The organism is Pseudomonas sp. JUb52, assembly GCF_004341115.1.
GTDB classification, from domain to species: domain Bacteria; phylum Pseudomonadota; class Gammaproteobacteria; order Pseudomonadales; family Pseudomonadaceae; genus Chryseomonas; species Chryseomonas oryzihabitans.
The window spans coordinates 238,046-256,481 of the sequence record NZ_SLYS01000001.1 but is presented as its reverse complement, the minus strand read 5'-3'; the positions used below and the strand labels follow the sequence as shown (position 1 = coordinate 256,481).

General features: G+C 63.8%; 20 protein-coding genes. 2 read left to right on the top strand and 18 right to left on the bottom strand.

Annotated elements, in window-relative coordinates; genetic code table 11:
• The 3 genes from zapE to EC839_RS01285 all read right to left on the bottom strand — a co-directional run bounded on the left by zapE (position 1) and on the right by EC839_RS01285 (position 3,342).
• Positions 1 to 1,095 carry a cell division protein ZapE gene (zapE, locus tag EC839_RS01295; RefSeq protein WP_007160611.1) on the bottom strand — a complete coding sequence of 365 codons (1,095 nt, stop codon included), beginning with the start codon at positions 1,093 to 1,095 and terminating at the stop codon, positions 1 to 3.
• 228 nt (positions 1,096 to 1,323) lie between these two features.
• Positions 1,324 to 2,673: a tryptophan--tRNA ligase gene (locus tag EC839_RS01290; RefSeq protein ID WP_132831899.1), complete on the bottom strand. Its 1,350-nt coding sequence runs from the start codon at positions 2,671 to 2,673 to the stop codon at positions 1,324 to 1,326.
• Positions 2,674 to 2,706: 33 nt separating this feature from the next.
• Positions 2,707 to 3,342, bottom strand: a complete 636-nt coding sequence (locus EC839_RS01285) for an alpha/beta hydrolase (protein ID WP_132831898.1) — start codon at positions 3,340 to 3,342, stop codon at positions 2,707 to 2,709.
• A gap of 185 nt (positions 3,343 to 3,527) precedes the next feature.
• Between EC839_RS01285 and EC839_RS01280 the strand changes: the two genes are divergently transcribed.
• Positions 3,528 to 3,968, top strand: coding sequence for a YhcB family protein (locus tag EC839_RS01280; protein ID WP_007160614.1), 441 nt, complete (start codon positions 3,528 to 3,530; stop codon positions 3,966 to 3,968).
• Positions 3,969 to 4,320: 352 nt separating this feature from the next.
• On the opposite strand, the gene EC839_RS01275 is transcribed toward EC839_RS01280, so the two are convergent.
• Positions 4,321 to 4,758 carry a hypothetical protein gene (locus tag EC839_RS01275; protein ID WP_132831897.1) on the bottom strand — a complete coding sequence of 146 codons (438 nt, stop codon included), beginning with the start codon at positions 4,756 to 4,758 and terminating at the stop codon, positions 4,321 to 4,323.
• Positions 4,759 to 4,835: 77 nt separating this feature from the next.
• Positions 4,836 to 5,108, bottom strand: a complete 273-nt coding sequence (locus tag EC839_RS01270; RefSeq protein WP_132831896.1) for a hypothetical protein — start codon at positions 5,106 to 5,108, stop codon at positions 4,836 to 4,838.
• Between the two features lie 13 nt (positions 5,109 to 5,121).
• On the opposite strand from EC839_RS01270, the gene EC839_RS01265 reads away from it, so the two are divergent.
• Complete coding sequence (locus EC839_RS01265) at positions 5,122 to 5,703, top strand: NUMOD4 domain-containing protein (RefSeq protein ID WP_132831895.1); 582 nt, start codon at positions 5,122 to 5,124, stop codon at positions 5,701 to 5,703.
• On the opposite strand, the gene EC839_RS01260 is transcribed toward EC839_RS01265, so the two are convergent.
• The 13 genes from EC839_RS01260 to EC839_RS01200 all read right to left on the bottom strand — a co-directional run bounded on the left by EC839_RS01260 (position 5,700) and on the right by EC839_RS01200 (position 17,891).
• Complete coding sequence (locus EC839_RS01260) at positions 5,700 to 6,119, bottom strand: hypothetical protein (protein WP_256680893.1); 420 nt, start codon at positions 6,117 to 6,119, stop codon at positions 5,700 to 5,702. The two genes, EC839_RS01265 and EC839_RS01260, sit on opposite strands and share 4 nt — an antisense overlap.
• Complete coding sequence (locus tag EC839_RS01255; protein ID WP_132831894.1) at positions 6,116 to 6,760, bottom strand: glycoside hydrolase family 19 protein; 645 nt, start codon at positions 6,758 to 6,760, stop codon at positions 6,116 to 6,118. Before EC839_RS01255 ends, EC839_RS01260 begins: the two co-directional genes overlap by 4 nt.
• A 101-nt stretch (positions 6,761 to 6,861) precedes the next feature.
• A complete protein-coding gene (locus EC839_RS01250; protein ID WP_132831893.1) occupies positions 6,862 to 7,488 on the bottom strand; it encodes a hypothetical protein in 627 nt (208 codons plus the stop codon).
• Between the two features lie 485 nt (positions 7,489 to 7,973).
• Positions 7,974 to 8,492, bottom strand: a complete 519-nt coding sequence (locus tag EC839_RS01245) for a hypothetical protein (RefSeq protein ID WP_132831892.1) — start codon at positions 8,490 to 8,492, stop codon at positions 7,974 to 7,976.
• 9 nt (positions 8,493 to 8,501) lie between these two features.
• A complete protein-coding gene (locus EC839_RS01240; RefSeq protein WP_132831891.1) occupies positions 8,502 to 8,984 on the bottom strand; it encodes a hypothetical protein in 483 nt (160 codons plus the stop codon).
• Positions 8,981 to 9,565, bottom strand: coding sequence for a hypothetical protein (locus EC839_RS01235; protein ID WP_177416647.1), 585 nt, complete (start codon positions 9,563 to 9,565; stop codon positions 8,981 to 8,983). The genes EC839_RS01240 and EC839_RS01235 overlap by 4 nt, the downstream gene beginning before the upstream one ends.
• Before the next feature lie 27 nt (positions 9,566 to 9,592).
• On the bottom strand, positions 9,593 to 10,309 hold the full coding sequence (locus EC839_RS01230) for a hypothetical protein (RefSeq protein ID WP_132831890.1): 717 nt from the start codon (positions 10,307 to 10,309) through the stop codon (positions 9,593 to 9,595).
• A gap of 9 nt (positions 10,310 to 10,318) precedes the next feature.
• Positions 10,319 to 11,845: a hypothetical protein gene (locus tag EC839_RS01225; protein ID WP_132831889.1), complete on the bottom strand. Its 1,527-nt coding sequence runs from the start codon at positions 11,843 to 11,845 to the stop codon at positions 10,319 to 10,321.
• The gene (locus EC839_RS01220) at positions 11,842 to 12,321 is read right to left on the bottom strand and encodes a hypothetical protein (protein WP_132831888.1); all 480 of its coding nucleotides are present in this window, start codon (positions 12,319 to 12,321) and stop codon (positions 11,842 to 11,844) included. Before EC839_RS01220 ends, EC839_RS01225 begins: the two co-directional genes overlap by 4 nt.
• A 1-nt stretch (position 12,322) precedes the next feature.
• The gene (locus tag EC839_RS01215; protein ID WP_132831887.1) at positions 12,323 to 14,041 is read right to left on the bottom strand and encodes a hypothetical protein; all 1,719 of its coding nucleotides are present in this window, start codon (positions 14,039 to 14,041) and stop codon (positions 12,323 to 12,325) included.
• Positions 14,041 to 14,550 (bottom strand): hypothetical protein, encoded by a 510-nt coding sequence (locus EC839_RS01210; protein WP_132831886.1) that lies wholly within the window; start codon positions 14,548 to 14,550, stop codon positions 14,041 to 14,043. Before EC839_RS01210 ends, EC839_RS01215 begins: the two co-directional genes overlap by 1 nt.
• Positions 14,551 to 14,592: 42 nt before the next feature.
• Complete coding sequence (locus tag EC839_RS01205) at positions 14,593 to 17,487, bottom strand: tape measure protein (RefSeq protein WP_132831885.1); 2,895 nt, start codon at positions 17,485 to 17,487, stop codon at positions 14,593 to 14,595.
• 101 nt (positions 17,488 to 17,588) lie between these two features.
• Positions 17,589 to 17,891: a hypothetical protein gene (locus tag EC839_RS01200; RefSeq protein ID WP_132831884.1), complete on the bottom strand. Its 303-nt coding sequence runs from the start codon at positions 17,889 to 17,891 to the stop codon at positions 17,589 to 17,591.
• Positions 17,892 to 18,436: the final 545 nt, after the last annotated feature.

Sequence of the window (18,436 nt, the reverse complement as noted above, 5' to 3'; positions counted from 1 at the left end):
TCACGGCTTGTGTGGACGGGCCAGGTATTCGTGAGACTGCATTTCCAGCAGGCGGCTGAGGGTGCGCTGGAATTCGAACTCCAGGCGGCCACCGGAATAGAGGTCCTTGAGCTCCACTTCGGCCGACAGGATCAGCTTGACCTGGCGATCGTAGAATTCGTCGACCAGATTGATGAAGCGCCGCGCCATATCGTCCTTGAGCGCATCCATCTGCTCGACGTTGCTGACCAGCACCGTCTGGAAGATCTTGCCCAGCTCGATGTAGTCGTTCTGGCTGCGCGGGCCGTCGCAGAGGGCGCGGAAATCGAACCAGGCGACGTCTTCGCAGGTGCGACGAGCGCGGATCTCGCGATTCTCGATCATCAGCGGCACGTCTTCGCAGAGGTCGTTGCACTCGACGGTGAGCGAACGGAAGCTCTTGGCCATCGCCGCCTCGACCTCGTCGCTCAACGGATAGTGAAACAGCTGCGCCTGCTCCAGGGCGCGCAGGCGATAGTCCACGCCGCTATCGACGTTGACGATCTCGGTGTGCTCCTTGAGCAGCGCGATGGCGGGCAGGAAGCGCGCGCGCTGCAGGCCGTCCTTGTAGAGGCCGTCGGGCACGATGTTCGAGGTGGCGACCAGACTGACGCCGTTCTTGAACAGCTCTTCGAGCAGGGTCGCCAGGATCATGGCGTCGGTGATGTCGGAGACGAAGAATTCGTCGAAGCAGATCACCCGCGCCTCGTCGGCGAAACGACGGGCGATGATGGTCAGGGGATTCTTCTCGCCCTTGAGGGTGCGCAGTTCTTCGTGGACCCGCTTCATGAAGCGGTGGAAGTGGGTGCGCATCTTCTGCTTGAACGGCAGGGCGTCATAGAAGGTATCGACCAGATAGGTCTTGCCGCGCCCTACCCCACCCCAGAAATACAGACCCTTGACCGGCGTGACCGTCTTGCGCCCGAGCAGCTTGCCGAACAGGCCACCCTTGGACGCGGGCTCGGCGAGCAATTCGTCATAGAGGCGCTGCAGATGGCGGACGGCTTCTTCCTGGGCAGCATCGTAGAAAAACTCCGGGCGCTTGAGGTCGGCCTGGTAACGCTCGAGGGGGGTCATGGCGGCTTCTGGTCGGGTGGGAAAAAAGGGTGGTCACTGTAATGGCGGTCCCTGGCGTTGACAACGCCGGGGACCGCGGGTGCCCTTAGAGCTTGTTCAATGGCTCGCGAGCTAGAGACAAACAAGGCGAAAATGGCTGAGGAAGCGGAGTTTACAAGTGGTAAATGAGCATTCCGAAGCCGTTTTCAACGCGGTTTGACCGACGCGCAGCAGCCTTTGTACAGGCTCTTAGGCCTCAGCCAATTGCGCCAGGGCAGTCCGGGTGCGCTCGATCAGCGCATCGCGCGCGGCGGGGGAATCGCTGGCGACGCCCTCGGCCACCACCTGATCTGCCAGCAGCAACTGGAAGCCGTTGCCCTCTCCCGCCACGACACTGGCCGGCGTGGTGACCAGCTGCTTGCTGGTGATGCCGGCGGTCTTGGCTTCGGCGAAGGGAATCGACAAGGCCAGTTCGGTGCCGTCGGCGTCGAGCAGGCGGAAGCGGAAGCTGCCGTCGCTCTCGCGGAAGCTGACGAAACGGGCGGTCTTGCTGGCCTTCTTCTTGGTACCACCCGTGGCGACCTGGGTCTTGAGCGAGCGCAGGCCCACGGCTTCGCGCAGCTCGCCGAGGAAGGGCGTGGCATAGCGGCGGGCCTTGGCGGCGCCGGCCAGCAGGATGTCTTCCAGATCATCGGGACGGGCGATCAGCGCCGCGTAGCGCTCGCGGGCCTCGCCCAGCTCGGCGTCGAGCAGCTCGAACAGCTGGCCCTTGGCGTCGCCCCAGGCCAGGCCGTCCTGCAGGGCCGCGCGGAAGACCGCGCTCCGCTCGGGGGTGGCGAAGGCCTGGTAGAGGGTGAAGAGGTGGGCGCTGTCGGGGTCCTTGGGCTCGCCGGGCAGGCGCGAGTCGGTGACGATGCGGGCGATGGCGTCCTTGAGCTGCTTGGCGCTGCCGAACAGCGGGATGGTGTTGTCGTAGCTCTTCGACATCTTGCGCCCGTCGAGACCGGGCAAGGTGGAGACGCTTTCCTCGATGACCGCCTCGGGCAGGGCGAAGTAGTCGCGCCCGTTGCCGAACAGGTGGTTGAAGCGCTGACCGATGTCGCGGGCCATTTCCACGTGCTGGATCTGGTCGCGCCCGACCGGCACGCGCCGGGCGTTGAACATCAGGATGTCCGCGGCCATCAGCACCGGATAGCTGTAGAGCCCCATGGTGACCCCGGCATCGGGATCCTCGCCCTGCTCCAGGTTGCGGTCGACCGCAGCCTTGTAGGCATGGGCGCGGTTGAGCAGGCCCTTGCCGGCGACGCAGGTGAGCAGCCAGGTCAGTTCGGGGATCTCGGGGATGTCGGACTGGCGATAGAAGGTGACCCGCTCCGGATCCAGGCCACTGGCCAGCCAGGTGGCGGCGATCTCCAGGCGCGAACGCTGGATGCGCGTCGGGTCGTCGCACTTGATCAGGGCATGGTAGTCGGCGAGGAAGTAGAAGGAGTCGGCATCGTCGGCCAGGCTGGCACGAATGGCGGGACGGATGGCCCCGGCGTAGTTGCCCAGGTGCGGGGTACCGGTGGTGGTGATGCCAGTGAGGATGCGAGTGGTCATGGAGGCGCTGGAAATCCGAGAGACTAACGAGGGTCAGGCCTGCAGGCGTGGCAGGACCAGATCTTTGAGTTCGACGAGTTTGCCATGGAAGAAATGGCTGCACTCGGCGACGCGGAGCAATTCGTGCGGCTGTTCGAGCGCGGCGGACCAGGCGTAGACCCGCTCGGGGGTCACCACCTCGTCGGCCTCGGGCTGGATCACGGTGAGGCGCGCACGCCGTGGCAGGCGACCGTCGACCGCGAAACGCTCCACCGGCGGCGCCAGCATGAACAGCCGTTCCACCGCCACCCCCTCGCCTTCCAGGCGCCCGCCGAGACAGGCGGCGACGCAGGAGCCGAAGGAGAAGCCGCAGAGGGTCAGTGGCAGGTCGGGATGGCGTTCGCGCAACCAGGCCACGGCGGCCGCGGCATCGTCGATCTCGCCTTCGCCGCCGGCATGCACGCCGGTGCTGGCGCCGACGCCGCGAAAGTTGAATCTGAGGGTGGCCTGGCCGGCGTCCCGGGCGATGCGCTGCAGGGTGGCGACCACCTTGTTCTGCATGGCGCCGCCATGGAGCGGATGGGGATGACAGAGCAGGACCGCACCGGTGGGGGCATCCGGGCTCTGGTACAGCGCCTCCAGAGTGCCCGCGGGGCCCTCCAGCAGCAGGGGTTGTTCACGGGCTGACACGCTTGACTCCGTGATCCCGGACGAACAGTGCTCATCCAAGGAGTTGATTTTGATAGGGTCGATCCTGCGCGATGCCTGAGTGCGGGGTATGATGACGCCCAGCGAATGGCAGAAGACGCAACCCAGTGTACAGGCTCGCCGGTCTGCCGTTACCGTAAAGCAAAGCCGCTCATAGAGGAAGTTTCGTGGAACAGTCGCTCACTACCTGGTTGTTGCCCCTGGTCGCGCTGCTGATCGGGGTCGGGATAGGTTTTCTGCTGGCACGCCTGGTGCCGGGTGCCGCGCCGAGCCGGGTGCAGCGCCAGCTGGATGATCTGCAGAAGAAGTTCGACGACTACCAGCACGAGGTCACCAGTCACTTCAGCACCACCGCCGGCCTGGTGCGCAAGCTCACCCAGACCTACCAGGACATGCAGTCGCACCTGTCCGAAGGCGCCGAGCGCCTGGCCCAGGACGAACTGACCCGTCAGCACCTGCTGGCCTCACTGCACAGCGCCGAGCAGCGTTACCCCTCCAGTCGCGAACGCATCGACGGTCCGACCGAAGCGCCGCGGGACTACGCGCCCAAGGGTGACGGCACCCCCGGCACCCTCGACGAAACCTACGGCGTGAAAAGCCGCGGTTGATCGCCAAGGCCGGGGACTCCCCGGCCTTCCGCTTTCCGGCTCCCGCCTTCCTCGCCCGAGGCGCGACGCCCGGCCCTTTTCCGGCCCGTCATGGCATAATCCGCGGTTGCAGTCTTTCGCAGGAGAACGCCATGCCCGCAGCGGCCAGTGGCCTGAGCCTCTACGGCATCAAGGCCTGGAATGCGATGGTAAATCAGGCGAAACCCAGCTAGCGCAACGGTTGCAGCCCGGAAACGGCCTATTTCGATAGGTCGTTTTACTGCTCGATACTTTCCTTTGCTGACGCATAGTTACGCGCCAGTTTTGGGGAAGGATTTGCCCCCTCCTCCGGCGTTCTGCCGACCCCAATCCCCTACCGTTTTCCCTGCAGCCAACTGACCTGGCTGCGCAGCCGATCGGCGTCCATCTTCTCGTCGATGGCCATCGCCCTGGCCTTGGCCAGCTCCCGGCGCAGGTGCTCGCTCTCCTTCTGGGTGACGTTCACCACCAGCAGCAGCTCGTGATACTTCACGTCGATCTCTTCCAGCGCTCTGGCAGGAGCGCCCTCGCCGCCGCCGGCCATCCACTTCTGGACGCTGAGCTGACTGAATCCCCGGACGATACGGACCTCGGTCCACAGCTGATCGCGCTCGGCCAGTACCGTGAGCAGGTTCTGGCGCAGGCGGCCCATGATCCCGCGCATGATCGCGATCTCCTCGACGTAGAGGTCGCGCTGGTTCCTGATCATCTCCAGGCAGTCCGGGTCGAAGTCGTCACCCCCGAAGCTTCCGAACTCGTCGACTTGTTCCATAGTATAGCCCGATACTGGTTTTCCATACAGTAGTCAGGCCGGACTAGGCCAGCAAGCTTGACAGCGACGAACGGCAGTCACTGGCAGCTGGCCACTGCAGCCACCAGTTCGCGCTCGTAGCCGATCCGTTGCCGGCGCTCAGCCAGCAGCGCCCTCACCTTCACCTCCAGGCTGTCTCCCTTGCGCAGCCCGTCTGCCGACCAGGCCGGTACCGCCGGCGCCTTCACCTGGCACGGTACGGGGACCGGCACCTCTACGCGCACCACGCGTGGCTCGGGCTCGGCAACGGGCCGACTGCTGCACCCCGATAAAACTATCGCCAGAAAAACACCATAGCTAACAGCTCTCATTGGAGGACTACCCATGCCTGAATTATGGAAAACGATTGTCAATTACGAGGGGCTTTATGAAGTATCAAACCGAGGAAGAGTTAGATCTTTTGATCGACTCTGCAGGGGTCCCAGGGGATCTATTCAGATCAGGAAAGGCCGTATTCTTTCGGCCGGAAAAGACGGTGCAGGATATTTAACGGTCTCCCTGAGCAAGTCAGGCTGCAGGACTCACAAGGTCCACAGGCTAGTTGCAGGGGCCTTCATAGAAAACCCCTCTGCCATGCCGGTGGTCAACCACAAAGACGGCATAAAAACGAACAATAACTGGCGTAACTTAGAATGGACTGACCATAAGGGCAACCACAGCCACGCCATAGAGACCGGTCTATCAATCAGCATAGCTGGAAGCTCTCACCATATGGCGAAGCTAGACGAAGAAGGGACAAGGTCGGTTATTTTGAGACTATGCAACGGAGAAAGTTGTGCCAGCATCGCCAGAAGTCTTTCGTTAGATGCCACATGCATATCTCAGATAAATCGCGGAAAGAGCTGGCGGCATGTAACTGTGGAAGGATGTCATGGCTATCCCTACCGGAAAAGGAAGGTCGCCTAGTCACTCAATCCCAGCTCCTTGTCGATGATGGCCGCGGCGGCCGCCGCCGGGTCGCCGCCGGTGCGCTCCTGCTGCAGGCGGTTGGCTGCCTGGTAGTCCTCGCCGGCGGCCTTGGCGGCCTGCTGCTGGTCGGCCAGGGCCTTGGCGGTACGCTCGCCCTCGGCACGCCGGAGATCTGCCAGCGCCAGGTTCTGCTGGCCGATTTGCCCCTCCATCGTGCTGGTGGTTGTCCGGCAAGAGCCCAGCACCTGGGCTGCAACCGAAATCGCATCCTGCTGCTTGTCGACAATGGGCCGGTAGTGGCCGGCGGTGAGCCAGTAGGCGGCGCCGGCACCTGCCAGCGCGCCCAGGGCGAGCAACACGACTGCGGCGACCGCGAGCACGGCCGTCCTGTACTGCTCGAACAGAGCGCTCACGCCAGCACCGCCAGGCCGCGCGCTGTCAGCGCCTGCCGCTCATCCAGGCCCTTGGTGCCGCCGTTGATCTTCTTGGTGATCGCCAGGGTGTTGCCGGCGTCGGCCAGGGCATTTAGGCCATTCACCGACCAGAAGTGCGCAGCGGACATGCAGGCGTTCCAGGGCAGCTCCAGCAGCTCCGGGTGCTGCGCCAGATCCAGCGCCAGGGCAGCGCCTGCGGCGACGTAGTTCGCCCGGCCGGTGACCTGCAGCAGCCCGCGGCCCCGATACTTCCAGCCGTCACCGGAGGACTCGGGCCCATTCCCGTTCCGGTTGGCATAGGTGTTGTTCGCGATCGCCTCCGGGCGCCGGGCCAGCTTGGCGGCCAGCTCGTTCGGCGTCCGGGGGCTCGCTGCCGGCGCAACGGCGTAGCGGCTGGGCCAGGTGTTGGCCAGGGCCTGGGCGCTGTAGTTCAGGTTCTCCACCAGCACAGTGAGCTGGGCCGACTCATGCCCGCACTGGGCGATGAAGGCGGCCATGCGCTTCGGGTTCTGATCAATGGCGTAGCGCTGCATGGCGGCGTTCAGCGGACCGACGAATGCCGCAGCCACCGACCGGCTGCGCGGCAGAATGGCAATGAGCTGCTGCTCGGTGATGGGCATGGGTTTTCTCCAGGCGAAAAAATACCCGCGCTCGGCGGGTTGGCTGTCCTCACGAATGTGAGGAATGAGTGAGGCATCAGGTGACAGGCTGAGCGTTTCCGCTAGCTCGTGAGGATTTCAGACGCAGTAGACTCCTGGCTCGTATCGGCCTGCGGCTGCTCCGGAGTGGCTTCGAGGACCTCGAGCGGCATCTCCGGCACGATGATCTCTGGCACTGGCATCTCCAGACGGACATCGATCCAGCTATTGACCGGCACGTCCATAGGCGCGCCAGCGCTCAGATGCAGCTCTCCATCGTCATCCAGAGTCCAGCGCTGCTTGAACAGCTTGACGATCACCACCCCCTGCTCGTCCTCCTGGCTCTGGGTGATGCCCAGGGTCCGGCCACCGTCAGGCGAGCATGGGTCCTGAATGCGCCAGCCCTCCTTGGCAAGGCCCAGGCTCCCGGTGATCCGGTACACGCCCACACCCAAGCGCTCGACAAGCACGCCTCTCGCCTCGAAGTTGCAGGCGCCATACTCTCCGGCGGCCTCGAAGCTGCTTTCTAACAGGTCGCGGCGCTCGCTCTTTTCCACTTGGACAATGCGCACAATAGGGGACGCTGCCGATAGCACGCCCGAGCTGGACCTGGTGGTGTTCCCTTCGTGGTAGAACTTATAACTAACAGTCCCCATCGACCAGCCGCCGATGCAGAAGTTATTTCCGTTTCCAGAGTCGAGTCCAACCATGACTCCGTATTGGCCTTCCCGAACAAAAGCCATACAAGCGCTGGCCGCAGTGTTGCCGCCGTTACTGACTGTTAGAGAACTGGATCTAACGGTATTAGACTCGTTAACGTTCGGAAATGGCGGAACAACGGTCGAAACGAGAGATAAGCCGCTACTCGAATTAGATCCGTTTGCCGAAAGGACTCCTAGATTTGCAATTGCGCCAGCTTTGTCCGCAGCCCCTGTTCCCCCCTTAGAAATAGGTACTGCGTCAAGCACATCTGTGGCGAGACCCAAGTTCGTGCGTGCCTGCCTGGCGCTGGTAGCGCCAGTGCCGCCGTTTGCGACAGGCACCGCATCAACTGCGTCCGTGGCGAGGCCAAGATTTGTCCGCGCCTGTCTTGCTGTGGTGGATCCGGTACCACCAGCTGCCACCGGCACGGCATCGCCGGAAGGCATCTGCCTTTGCCGCCCGGAAACCCGCACCAGCGGGAGCCGGCCGGCCATCAGAGCACCACGTAGTCGTAGTCGTCGGTCACCAGCTCGGTGGCGCTACGAGCGCGACCCAGGCGCTGATCGATCTTGCCGGACTGCGCGGTATCGGTGGCGTCGAGCGGCGTAGCCAGGACGCCGCCGGCGGTGCCCAAGTAGTAGTCGGCGCCCACAGTTAGGCCAGTCAGTTGGTCGTTGGTCGAGTCGAGCGGCCAGATGGTTGCCGGCTGGCCGCTGGAAACCTGGGCTTTAACGAAGCCAGTGGCCACCCGGCCATTGCTGTTATCGGCCAACCGCGCCGATAGCGTCCCGTTGTTCGCGTACTCGTTGACGAAAGCACCAGCGGACAGAGCCTCGGTGGCAGGCGCCAGGCGAGTGGCCGCGCCGATGCCGTCCGGCATGGTGGTCGGGTCCAGCTTGCCGCTGGAGTTCAGCGCCGGGATCTTGCCGGCATCGGCGGCGCCGGCCGACTGGGTGACCGGGGTGTACTGCTGGGTCTTGCCATTCTTGCGCTGCAGAAGTTTGTCGACCATGGATCACTCCTAATCGAGCCAGACTGGCTCTTCGATATTGAGAATTACCCGGGTAGCGCTGACGGCCGCCCCGAGTCGAACGTCGAAACCCGACGACGGCGGCGTTTGAGTCAGCGCCCCGTTGGTTCCGAGCCAGATCGGCCCGGGTGTCCATGACCAGGCGGCATCGTCGACGGCGCCGATCAGTTGGATGTTGGTTGCGGTACCAGTCGCGGCGGCGGTGAGCGCCAGGCCGAGCAGCAGGTCGATGTGGTCTTCGTCAGTGGACGAGAGCAGGAAGACCTGCCCATCAAGCTCGTACACGACACGCAGGGCGCTGAGCGTTTCCCCGGCCAGTCGCTGCACTGCGGCACCGCCAGCAGGACCCGGCGCGCCAGGTGGGCCGGGTGGTCCCTGGTCGCTGACTGCCACCACTAAGATTTCGGCTTCGGGCTCTACGACGATGCAATGCTCGTCCTCAACGACGATCAGGCCAGGAGAGTCGCAGCTCATGGGCAACCCTCCAGTCCGACCTCCACCTCGCCTTGGGCAAAGCGCGTCACTGTGCCATCGGCGAAGGTGAACTCCAGATCCCAGGTGGCACGAGTCCAGCCAAGGACGGCGGTCGCAGCGGCGGTCAGGTGGATCCGCAGCAGGCCCAGGCCATCAATGACCAGCCCGCCATTCGCAGTGCTCAGCTCCAGTACTGGCGCGGCACCAATCTCAGGGCGCACCAGCAGGCGTCCGGTGACGCCAGTGAGGTCCAGCGGTGGCAGATAGATCAGGCGGCCGGCCGAGGGCTTAGCACCGCTTGCGTCGATGACGTCGACCTCGAGCGTGTCCTGGTCGATGACCTTGACCATGTGCGGGCGAGCGTTGGCCGGGTCGCGGTTCAGATTCGGCAGCCCCACCACGCCGGCGAACCAGGCTGGCCAAGTACCAACGAGGCCATGGCCGGGCGCTGTGATGCGCACCGGCGCAGTAGCGGCGATGCTGGTGATGTCGCGGTAGATCCGGCCCGGCTGCATCAGCCGCAGGACCTTGTTGAGCGTCGTTCCCTGGATGATGCGCAGGGGAATGCAGGCCGGCGTCATGGCTGGCTACTCCAGAACTGAGTGGGGTTAGCTGAAGCTGATCTTGTGGGTGCCCTCTGGGAGAGGGTTGTCCAAGACCTTCACGAAGCACGAGACCGCGCCATTCAGCTGGTTGAGATTTCCGAAGCTGGAGATGTTGTACTGCTGGGAGCCGATCTTGAAGGAGGCGAACGGCAGGTCGGCCTTGGAGGCGTAGCTGCCTCGAATGGTGATGATCAGGTTCTGGAACTGGCTGTTCCAGATGAGCCCCATCAGCTCGCCATCGGCGCCCGGCGCTGCAGCGGCGCCCGGTATGGTGGACGCACCGCTCGGGCTGATGGCGCCCGCCGGATAGGCATAGTCGTTGGGATTGATGGTGAAGCCGTAGAACTCGCCGTTCTTGAACTCCGAGGTCAGGGCAATGCCGCCCTCCAAGGCGTTCACGCGGCCTTCCAGGTCGGCGACCCTGGCCAGCAGCTTCGTCACGTTCCCAGCGGCCGCAAACAGAGTGTCGAGCAGCCCGGCTGTAATCGAGCAGTAGATGATGCTCCCCGTCTTCCACTCGCGTGCGGTCGTACCCTCCTGGGCGCGGGCCAGGGTGGCAGTACCTTCGAACACCGAGGCGCTGACGATCTCCCAGGCCGTCGGCTTGCTGGCCGAGTCCGCGAGGGTGAGCCGATAGTCCCCATCCGGGATACTGAGCGCGCACGAGGTATCGCCGGCGGCCAGCGTCACCGCCTGGCTCCAATTGTTCACGAAGTTCATGGTGTGTCCTTAGATGTAGCAGACCGGCTTGTAGGAGCGGGTAGCAGCGAAGGTGACTGGGCACCAGCTGCCATAAAGCTTGCCGCCTTCGCGGAAGAAGCTGGCGTCGGAATCAATGGCAGGCAACTGCAACAAGCCAGAAGGTGTGGCCACATCGGGATGCCAGTGGGTCTCGCCCTGATCAGTCGACCCGTAGGCCAGAGCCGCGCCGAACATCTGGTAGGAGATCCGGTGGGGGATCATGCGCACCACCACCGACTGACCATCCTTCAACCAGCTGCTGGCGTTGTTGCTGATGCAATAGGGGATATCGCCCGGAACCGCTGCGACAGCGCTGGGCGATGCGGCGACGATGCCCCCCATGGTGATGGGCCGGTTCCCAGGGTCCAGCGTGGCGGAATCGTTGATCGTCTGCGCCTCGCCGGTGGAGTAGTTCGCCTGCCCCTTACTTGAGCTCTGGTATGTGCTGGTGCTGTCGCCAGTGAACTCGGTTGTCTCTTCCAGCTGCTGGGCAGTGGAGATGCTCCAGCCAACCACCTCTGTGCCATCCAACGACACCGCAGCCCGCAGGCTATCCGAAACCGAATATTTGAGCGTCCACTTGCCCACGAGCGGCGCGCCATTCGGGAAGCTGGTTGGCCCTTCGTGCTCCAGAGCGGGGATGTTCAGCACCCGCTGATAGAGCATCGATAGCTTCCAGATTCGGCGGGTACCGTCCGGATCGTAGTAGATACCGACTACCCACCCTGAGAAGCCGCGCGATTCAGTGCCCTGGCGGATCTGGTGATCGATCAGGTACTTGTCGGCAGGCCGCTTGCCGTTGATGAGCTGGTCGTTGTCCAGATACCAGTCACTCGCCTGGCCGGCCACCAGGGTTTCGCTGGCGGCGCCCAACGTCTGGGCTCGCGTATAGATCGTCGTCAGGGCAGCCTGGCACTCAGCCCCCTTCCCTTTCAGGCTCACTTCAAGCCAGCCGACCGAGCGATAGCGCCAGGGCTGATCGGCGCCGAAATCCATCGCCAGCTCGATCGCCGCCCGGTCGCCGGTCACCGTCGCGTGATGCAGGAACTTCGCGTAGCCAGCGTCGGCGCCAGGGGGTTGGGTGACCGCCGGCGTATCCTGGCCAAGGTTGGGCTGGGCGACCGGGTAGGTGTAGGACTCTGGCTTGCCAGAAAGCACGCCGAACCTGTCGAGCTTGATGCTCCAGTCTGCGCTCACGAAATTGAACGTGACTCGCCAGCAGGCGCCGTCCGGATCGATGTAGATCCAGCCGTACAGCTGGCCGCCATGGAGCTGGCCACCGCCAATGATCGCCCTGTCCCACCACTGCCAGCCACGCTGCGCATCGTCGGCAGCTTCTTCCTCGCTCCGCTCCACTGCCTTGGCCAGCGGGTGCTTGACCAGCATGGTCGAGCCAGTGAAGGGATAGCTGTCGACGTACTTGTGCGGGTGGTTGAGCGTCTTTCCGTTGGAGAGCTTGAGCTTTCCGCCCTCCACCAGGCCGTGATAGGGGCAGCCCCACACTGGCGCTGTCATGTCGGCACCTCGGTGGCCACCGTCCCGTTCGGATCGGCGTATTGGAACTGGACTGCAGCGCCATTGGCGTCCGTCATGTTCATGGTCTTGATGGCCGGCAGGATGAAGAGTCCATCGCTGCTGGTGAGGCCGCCGGCGTAATACTCGCGGTCTGGCACTGTCTTGCCGTCGACCGACTTGGTCTTCTCAGTCAGCGGGCTTGCGATACCTCCGCCGGTGTTGGTGGCCGGCCTCGCCTTGAACTCGCCGGTACCACTGGCCGCCGGCACACCGCCGCGGGCCTGCACCTCGGGAAGCGACTTGTTCGCCCGGGGCAGCGCCACCACAGCGTTGATGTCGTCCACCGTGGTGCCTCGCCGGGAGGCCTCCATGGCCACGCCGATCCCGCGGCGATCCGCCTCATTCGATGTCCCAATGGCGCGCCGTGCGGCTTCCAGCGCCTTGCCACTGGCGCGCCGGGCGTCTCCAAGTGCCATTTCAGAGCTCCAGGGTGTCGTTCGGGATGACCACCCGGTACTCCGCGGTGGTGGTGTAGGCCTGCTCATCTCGCAGGACCGCTGGAATCTCCGGCGCCGTGACCTTCATGCGGCGGGGAAACTTCTCCAGGGTGGAGTCCTGCACGTTGCTGTACATCCCCGAGAAGCCGTCACGATCAGGGTCATAGTCGCCACTGTCGAAATGGCCGCCGAGCTGGGTATCCAGTGCATAGTTCCGACTGCCGCTGCTCGGGCTGCTGGTGGTCTCCGGCGGAGCAGTGAGCGCATCCGCGTCGGTACCGCCGCCGCGCATTACCGCGATGGTGGTGGTGATCAGGGCGCTGCCTGACTCCAGGTCGTAAGCCTCTTCGAGCCGCCGGCATTTCCCCACGGCCTTCACGCCCTGATCAGCCAGGCTCAGCGTCTGGTCGAGATCCGCGCCCAGGCACATGCTGGCTGGGAAGTCCCAGCTGACAGTGCTGTCGCGGTGGCTGCTGAGGATGGTGGTCTGGGCCTGGTGCAGCAGGACCTCAATGGCCGCGCCGCGCCGGGCAGAGTTGCCAAGGTCGGTGAAGCCATCGGTACCGCCGGTGACTTCATCGCTCTCCCAGGCATCGGCCCGATCATCCTCGATCTGAACTGCCAGGCGATCGCGGGACACCTGTTCTCCGGCCTGCGCCACGCTGGTGGGTGCGTAGACCTTGAGGGTCAGGCTCTCGGTGACCTGCTGCGTCCAGCGGCGAGCCCCGGAGAAGGTGGCCGACAGCAGCAGCCCTTCGTAGACGTTGACCCAGGGGATTCCATCGCCGCACGGGTTCGGCATGCTCAGCGGGATGGTGTAGTAGCTGCCGGACACGAGAGTCTGGCCGCTGCCGCTCACCGCCGACTCGATCATGTCGACGTCAGGCGTCTCCGAAGACTCCTTGCGCCACTGGCAGAAGCCGCCCAGGCCGCTGGCGCCTTGGGTCTCGGGATGCACCCAGGTGTAGCCGTTGCTCTGCTGCCAGAGCCGGGCATAGCGATAGCCGCCCTCGATCTCGACGACATTGGTCAGCCGGTCGAGCTGCGCGAGCTCCACGCGGATGCTCTGGTAGACGGTGGTACCGGTGCCGAACTCGAATGCCGGGGCCTGGGCGAACCAGGTCGTGACCCGCAGCGCGCCGGCGGCCGAGGCATCCAGGCTCATAGGGATGGTGCCCAGACGCTCGCCCGCATAGTCCCAGCGGCTACGGCCCTCAGTGGGCTCGAACACGTCGTCCGACCAGTAGCCGCCGACCAAGGCATCGATGTCAGCGATGGCCATGGCCTCGACCCGCTTCTGGAGCTGGTCGCTGCAGTTCAGCGTCAGCAGGCGCTGGGTAGCATCGTAGGACGGATCAGAGACCTGACCGGTGTAGCGCCGGGACTGCGTGACCACGCCGCCCTGATCGCTCACATAGTCAAGCGTCACCGGGCGGCCGATCCAGTCGGTGGGCACAACCGGCCCGGGCGGCAGGAAGATGATCACGGTGGCCAAACCAGCAGCGCCCTCCTCCCGGTCCACCGATACCGAACCGGTCAGCTGCGCGGAGTAGTCCACGCCACCGATCATCAGCACCAGGCGCCAGGTGAAGGACAGCGCCGGCGCAACCGGTACCGGAGGATTGGGGCCTGGATCATCGCCCTGGCCTGCCCCTCCAGCGTTCAGCGGCTGGGCATTCAGCGGGTAGGCGTTGAGCATCACGCCTCCTCGGCGGTCAGGGTCCAGTCGAAGGTTGCGGCGCTGGCGTCCATCGCCTCCTCGCGGTCTACGTAGACGCTGAACATGGGCATCCACTGCACCTGATAGAGCGTGGCGCCATCGACCGGGGTTACGGTAGCCACCTGGCCGGCCAAGCTGGCCGGGGTCGTTACCCATTCGGTGTCGACAAGGGCCAGCGCCCAGGGCGCTACGTCGGGCCGCGGGGTGCTGGTCAGGGTGAAGCTGGTTCCAGTGCCCCGGATCGAGCGCGGCTGAGTGCAGCGCAGTTCCAGCGGCTGGTCGAAGTTCAGGCCATCCAGGCCTGGACCCATCCACCCGCTTCCGCTGACGGTGATGGCGGTCTTGGACCAGTGGCGCATGTTCACCAGAGCACCTTGGCTCAAGCGAACCCGGGCGCGGCCTTCGGCGCCGACCTTGTACTGCTGGCTTGGCGGCCCATCATGGGCAACCAGCGGGATTCCGCCGAGCATCACGCGCGCAACGGCCATAGCGACTCCAGTCAAGAAAAAGCCCGCGCGAGGCGGGCCGGGTTATCCACGTGTCCGGGGTCGTCCGAACTTCTTCCGGGCGATCTCCAGTTCGCTGCGCTGGTTGGCTGGCACCGAGACGGTCAGGCTGTCACCGCCGGGCAGTGCCAGATCCATGGTGCCGAGGAATGCCTGGTCGTTGCCCTGCAGCAGCGCCGCAGCCACAGGGGGAATTGCCGGCACCCGACCTACAGCGCCGCCGGTGGCGAAGCGCGGCAGGCGCCGGGCGTTCAGCTGTTCCAGCAGATCCGGGCCGTAGTGCCGCACCGCAGCCGCTCGCATGACGAACTCCCCATTGGAGAGTCGCGCCAGGATGCTGTCCGAGGTTCCGGTACCAGGGCCCGAGATCTGGCCGCCAGTGGCGAAGCCAGGAACTGCTGCTGCGTCTGCGGTGCCCGCCTGACCTACTGCGACTGTCAGCGGAATCACCGCTTGCTGCTTGAGCTGTTCGATGAGCGCCTGCACCTGGGAGGTGGCAGCAGCTGCCGCCTGCTGATCCAGCGAGGGCTGGACAGGGACCTGCAGGGTCTGGAGCGCACCAGGGAAGTTGACCTGGCCGCTGCCTTCCAAGCCGCCGGCCTTCATGGCGTCCGATGGCGCGATGGGATTGACCATCAGCGTCACGGTTGCCTCGGTGCCAATCTGCTTGGCCAGCGCCTTCATCTTCTCGACGAGGTCCGCAGCCGCCGCATCATCCAGAGTCGGCGTGACCTGCAGGTTCTCCAGCTCGGAGGCCTTGCTCTTCAGATCGGCCAGCTTGGTGCTGATCGCATCCAGCTTCTTGTCGGCGTCGGTCTTCTCCAAGTCGTTGGCCGCCAGCTCGATCGCCTGCAGCTGCTTGGCGAAGCCTTCCAGGCCATAGGTGCTTTGGCCGGCCTGCTGCATGTCCAGCAGCATCTGGCGAGCCTGCTCGGCCTGCTCCATTGCGGTCTTGAAATCGCCCTGGCGCAGCGCCGACTGGGCAGAGGCCTTGAGGTCCTGCGCGGCGCCATAACTGGGCTCTGCGGTGCCGTTGCGCAGCTGGGAAACAGTCGAGGTGAACCGCTTCTGGATCTCCTTCCTGTCGGCCAGGATGTCATCGATCTTGCTCTGCTGCGCCTGCTCCAGCTTCTCCTGCTCGCTAATTGCCGCCTTGGCGTCCGATACGATCTGGTCGCGGGTGGACTTCAGCTTGTTGCGGTGCTGGGTCAGTTGGCGCTGGTAGGCCTCCTGCGAGGCGCGGGCTTCGCTGTTGGTCTGACTGTTGATCTTGCCGGACTCGACGGCAGCAGCGCGCTGGTCGCTCAGCAGAGCGTCGAGCTCTTTCTGGATCGCATCCCGGCGCGCGCGCAGCCCCTCTCGAACGCCTTCACGACTGACACTGCCATTATCCGGCGTGGTGTCGATCATGGCGTTCAGGATCTGGATCTTGCGCTGCAGCGTTGCCACCTCATCGAGCTGGCCGCGGATCTGGCTAAATCCCTGGCCCAGGGTGTTTGCAGCATTCGGTAGGTTCTTGATCGCCTCGGTGATTGCGTTGACCGCCGATACCACCTTGTCCGACGCACCGGTTATCTCATCCAGCCTTTTGACGAGCTGCTGAGCTGCGGTGCCCATGTTCTGAGTTGCACCAGAGAAGGTATTGCCGAAGCCCTCCGCCTCTTGGCGAAGAGACGGCAACTGCTTAGTCAGGGCGTCCACGATGACGTCTGCGGTCAGCAGGCCCTGCGCGGCCAGATCACGAAGGGCAGCAACAGGCACCTTCATGCCTTCAGCCAGGGCGCGCATCAGGCGCGGAGACTGTTCGGCAACGCTGTTGAACTCGTCGCCGCGCAGCACCCCAGAACCCAGGGCCTGGGAGAATTGCAGAATGGCACCGGCAGATTCCTCGGCGCTGGCACCACTGATCTTCAGCGTCAAACCGACCGCCTCGATTACGCCCAGGGCTTCGGTCTGACTTCTGCCTGCCTCCTTGAGCGCCGGTGACATCCGGGCATAGAGCGCAACGTTCGTTTCAAGCGGCGTCTGAGTTTCCTCCGCGATCCGAAGCAGTTCGGCCTGCGCACGGCTGTACTCTGCAGAGCTGCTCGTGGCGTTCTTCAACTGGGCATCCATCTGCTTGATGGGGTCAGTCGCTTTGCCAATCTCCTTGGCTGTCTTGACGGCCAACGCCCCTGCGACGCCGATTGCCAGACCAAGGACGCCGGTCGCAGCCATCACGCCCCTCATAGCCAAGAGCGCCCCAGCGCCAGCAGCGCCTCCTGAGCCGCCGGAGTCCCCCTGCTGCTGGCCGCGCATCCTGGCCATGGCCGCCTGGGTTTTTTCCAGCTGTGCTCGGTAGGTCTGCTCCGCTACAGCGCGCTCAGTGGCGGAAAGCTTTCCTTCCCGGGTGAGGCGCTGGTAGTCCGCAGTCAGCCGTGCCATCTCCTGGCGGAGAGCCTGATACTTGTCGAGGCCCAGATTGTTCCGCGAGGTCGCCAGACCGCTCGCAAGGGCACCGTTCTGCACGCGCTGAGCGTACTCACGACGCAACCTTGCCTGTTCTGCAGCCAAGTTCTGGGTATCAACCCCAGCAGCCTTCAGCTCGCTACGCATGCCGGCCAGGCGAACGATGTGAGTGGCTTCTTGGCGATCCAGCCTCTGAAGGTCAGAAACGGCGTCCCGGTAGCTCTGCTGCAGAGCCTTGCTGGGTATCGCCGCCGCGGCCATCTGATTGCCGAGATCACGCACGCGGTCGCGAGCTTCCCTGGCTCCGCGCTGGGTCTCTTCCAGAGCAGTTTCCAGATCACGGAAGGCATTCACCTGCCGCAAGGGCTTTTCCACCTCGCGCACCAGGGCGCCGTATTCCTTTCGAAAGCCAGCAATATTCCGCTGGGCATCGGTCAGGTCGGCCTGCAGCCGGAGTTCAACGTCTGCCATGGTTCAGGCCTTCAGGGATCGCAAGAAGAGGCGCCAGGGGTATTCCAACACTCGGTGGTGGCCCAAGCGAATAAGGGTACAGATGGTCGCTTCGAGAGCGGCTAGCGCTTGCCCGGGGTGCTGGCCAGACGAGCCAGCATCCCGAAAAAATCGCGGTTCAGCTCCTTGCAGGCGTCCAGCACCTGGCGCAACTGGCTCGGGCGGAGCGCCTCGATATCGGCAGGTTCCAGCGAGGTCATCAGGCAGATATCGACTAGGCGCGCCTCCTCGAACAGGCTTCCGCCCAGCATGTCGCCATCCTTGTCAGGTAGGAGCATCTGCCGCACGCTAGATACCGTCAGCTCGCGCACGATCACCTCCCGCCCATCCAGATTCAAAACACGGGAGCTGGACAGTTCGGACATTTCTTTCTCCAGAGCATAAAAAACCCGCCGAAGCGGGTTTAGTTTAGAAGTTCTCGACTGTCCCATCTGAGTAAACCAATTGCCTTGGCTTAAATGAGACCCGATTACTAGATCCTACAGACTGAAGCCCTGCGAATCCGGGGATTGTAGAGCTAATAAATATAGCGCCATCCCACCAAGCGGATCCGTATGCGGGGACGCTGACTGAGGCACTAAAGGGAACCGTACCAACGGTATTCCCCGAAACATCCAGGAAGCTCAAGCGACCCTCAACAGCTTGAATATTTTTGGCTGATGCGTTGAAGGCTGCGAGCCTCAAATGTAGGCGCCCACTACCTTCACCAGCTTTTTCGTACCATGAGCTAGCCACCTCAAAGGTCAGAACATCCTTCGAGCTTGAATCTGCACGAGAGTAGGAGGCGGAATCCCCATTGCTCTTTGGCGACGTATAACTACTATTCTTGTTTGAAAGAAAACCGGACAGAAAACTAGAAGCAAATATACCGATAAGAATTAGCAAAAAAAGTGCAGGTATAGCTGCTATA

What these genes read in the sequence shown, in the direction of transcription:
- EC839_RS01255 (WP_132831894.1), bottom strand. Translation starts at nt 6,760, where the DNA reads ATGCCCATCACCGAGCAGCAGCTCATTGCCATTCTGCCGCGCAGCCGG.
- EC839_RS01240 (WP_132831891.1), bottom strand. Translation starts at nt 8,984, where the DNA reads ATGAGCTGCGACTCTCCTGGCCTGATCGTCGTTGAGGACGAGCATTGC.
- EC839_RS01235 (WP_177416647.1), bottom strand. Translation starts at nt 9,565, where the DNA reads ATGACGCCGGCCTGCATTCCCCTGCGCATCATCCAGGGAACGACGCTC.
- EC839_RS01290 (WP_132831899.1), bottom strand. Translation starts at nt 2,673, where the DNA reads ATGACCACTCGCATCCTCACTGGCATCACCACCACCGGTACCCCGCAC.
- EC839_RS01275 (WP_132831897.1), bottom strand. Translation starts at nt 4,758, where the DNA reads ATGGAACAAGTCGACGAGTTCGGAAGCTTCGGGGGTGACGACTTCGAC.
- EC839_RS01245 (WP_132831892.1), bottom strand. Translation starts at nt 8,492, where the DNA reads ATGGTCGACAAACTTCTGCAGCGCAAGAATGGCAAGACCCAGCAGTAC.
- EC839_RS01205 (WP_132831885.1), bottom strand. Translation starts at nt 17,487, where the DNA reads ATGGCAGACGTTGAACTCCGGCTGCAGGCCGACCTGACCGATGCCCAG.
- EC839_RS01215 (WP_132831887.1), bottom strand. Translation starts at nt 14,041, where the DNA reads ATGCTCAACGCCTACCCGCTGAATGCCCAGCCGCTGAACGCTGGAGGG.
- EC839_RS01200 (WP_132831884.1), bottom strand. Translation starts at nt 17,891, where the DNA reads ATGTCCGAACTGTCCAGCTCCCGTGTTTTGAATCTGGATGGGCGGGAG.
- EC839_RS01225 (WP_132831889.1), bottom strand. Translation starts at nt 11,845, where the DNA reads ATGACAGCGCCAGTGTGGGGCTGCCCCTATCACGGCCTGGTGGAGGGC.
- EC839_RS01210 (WP_132831886.1), bottom strand. Translation starts at nt 14,550, where the DNA reads ATGGCCGTTGCGCGCGTGATGCTCGGCGGAATCCCGCTGGTTGCCCAT.
- EC839_RS01230 (WP_132831890.1), bottom strand. Translation starts at nt 10,309, where the DNA reads ATGAACTTCGTGAACAATTGGAGCCAGGCGGTGACGCTGGCCGCCGGC.
- EC839_RS01220 (WP_132831888.1), bottom strand. Translation starts at nt 12,321, where the DNA reads ATGGCACTTGGAGACGCCCGGCGCGCCAGTGGCAAGGCGCTGGAAGCC.
- EC839_RS01270 (WP_132831896.1), bottom strand. Translation starts at nt 5,108, where the DNA reads ATGAGAGCTGTTAGCTATGGTGTTTTTCTGGCGATAGTTTTATCGGGG.
- EC839_RS01265 (WP_132831895.1), top strand. Translation starts at nt 5,122, where the DNA reads ATGCCTGAATTATGGAAAACGATTGTCAATTACGAGGGGCTTTATGAA.
- zapE (WP_007160611.1), bottom strand. Translation starts at nt 1,095, where the DNA reads ATGACCCCCCTCGAGCGTTACCAGGCCGACCTCAAGCGCCCGGAGTTT.
- EC839_RS01250 (WP_132831893.1), bottom strand. Translation starts at nt 7,488, where the DNA reads ATGGTTGGACTCGACTCTGGAAACGGAAATAACTTCTGCATCGGCGGC.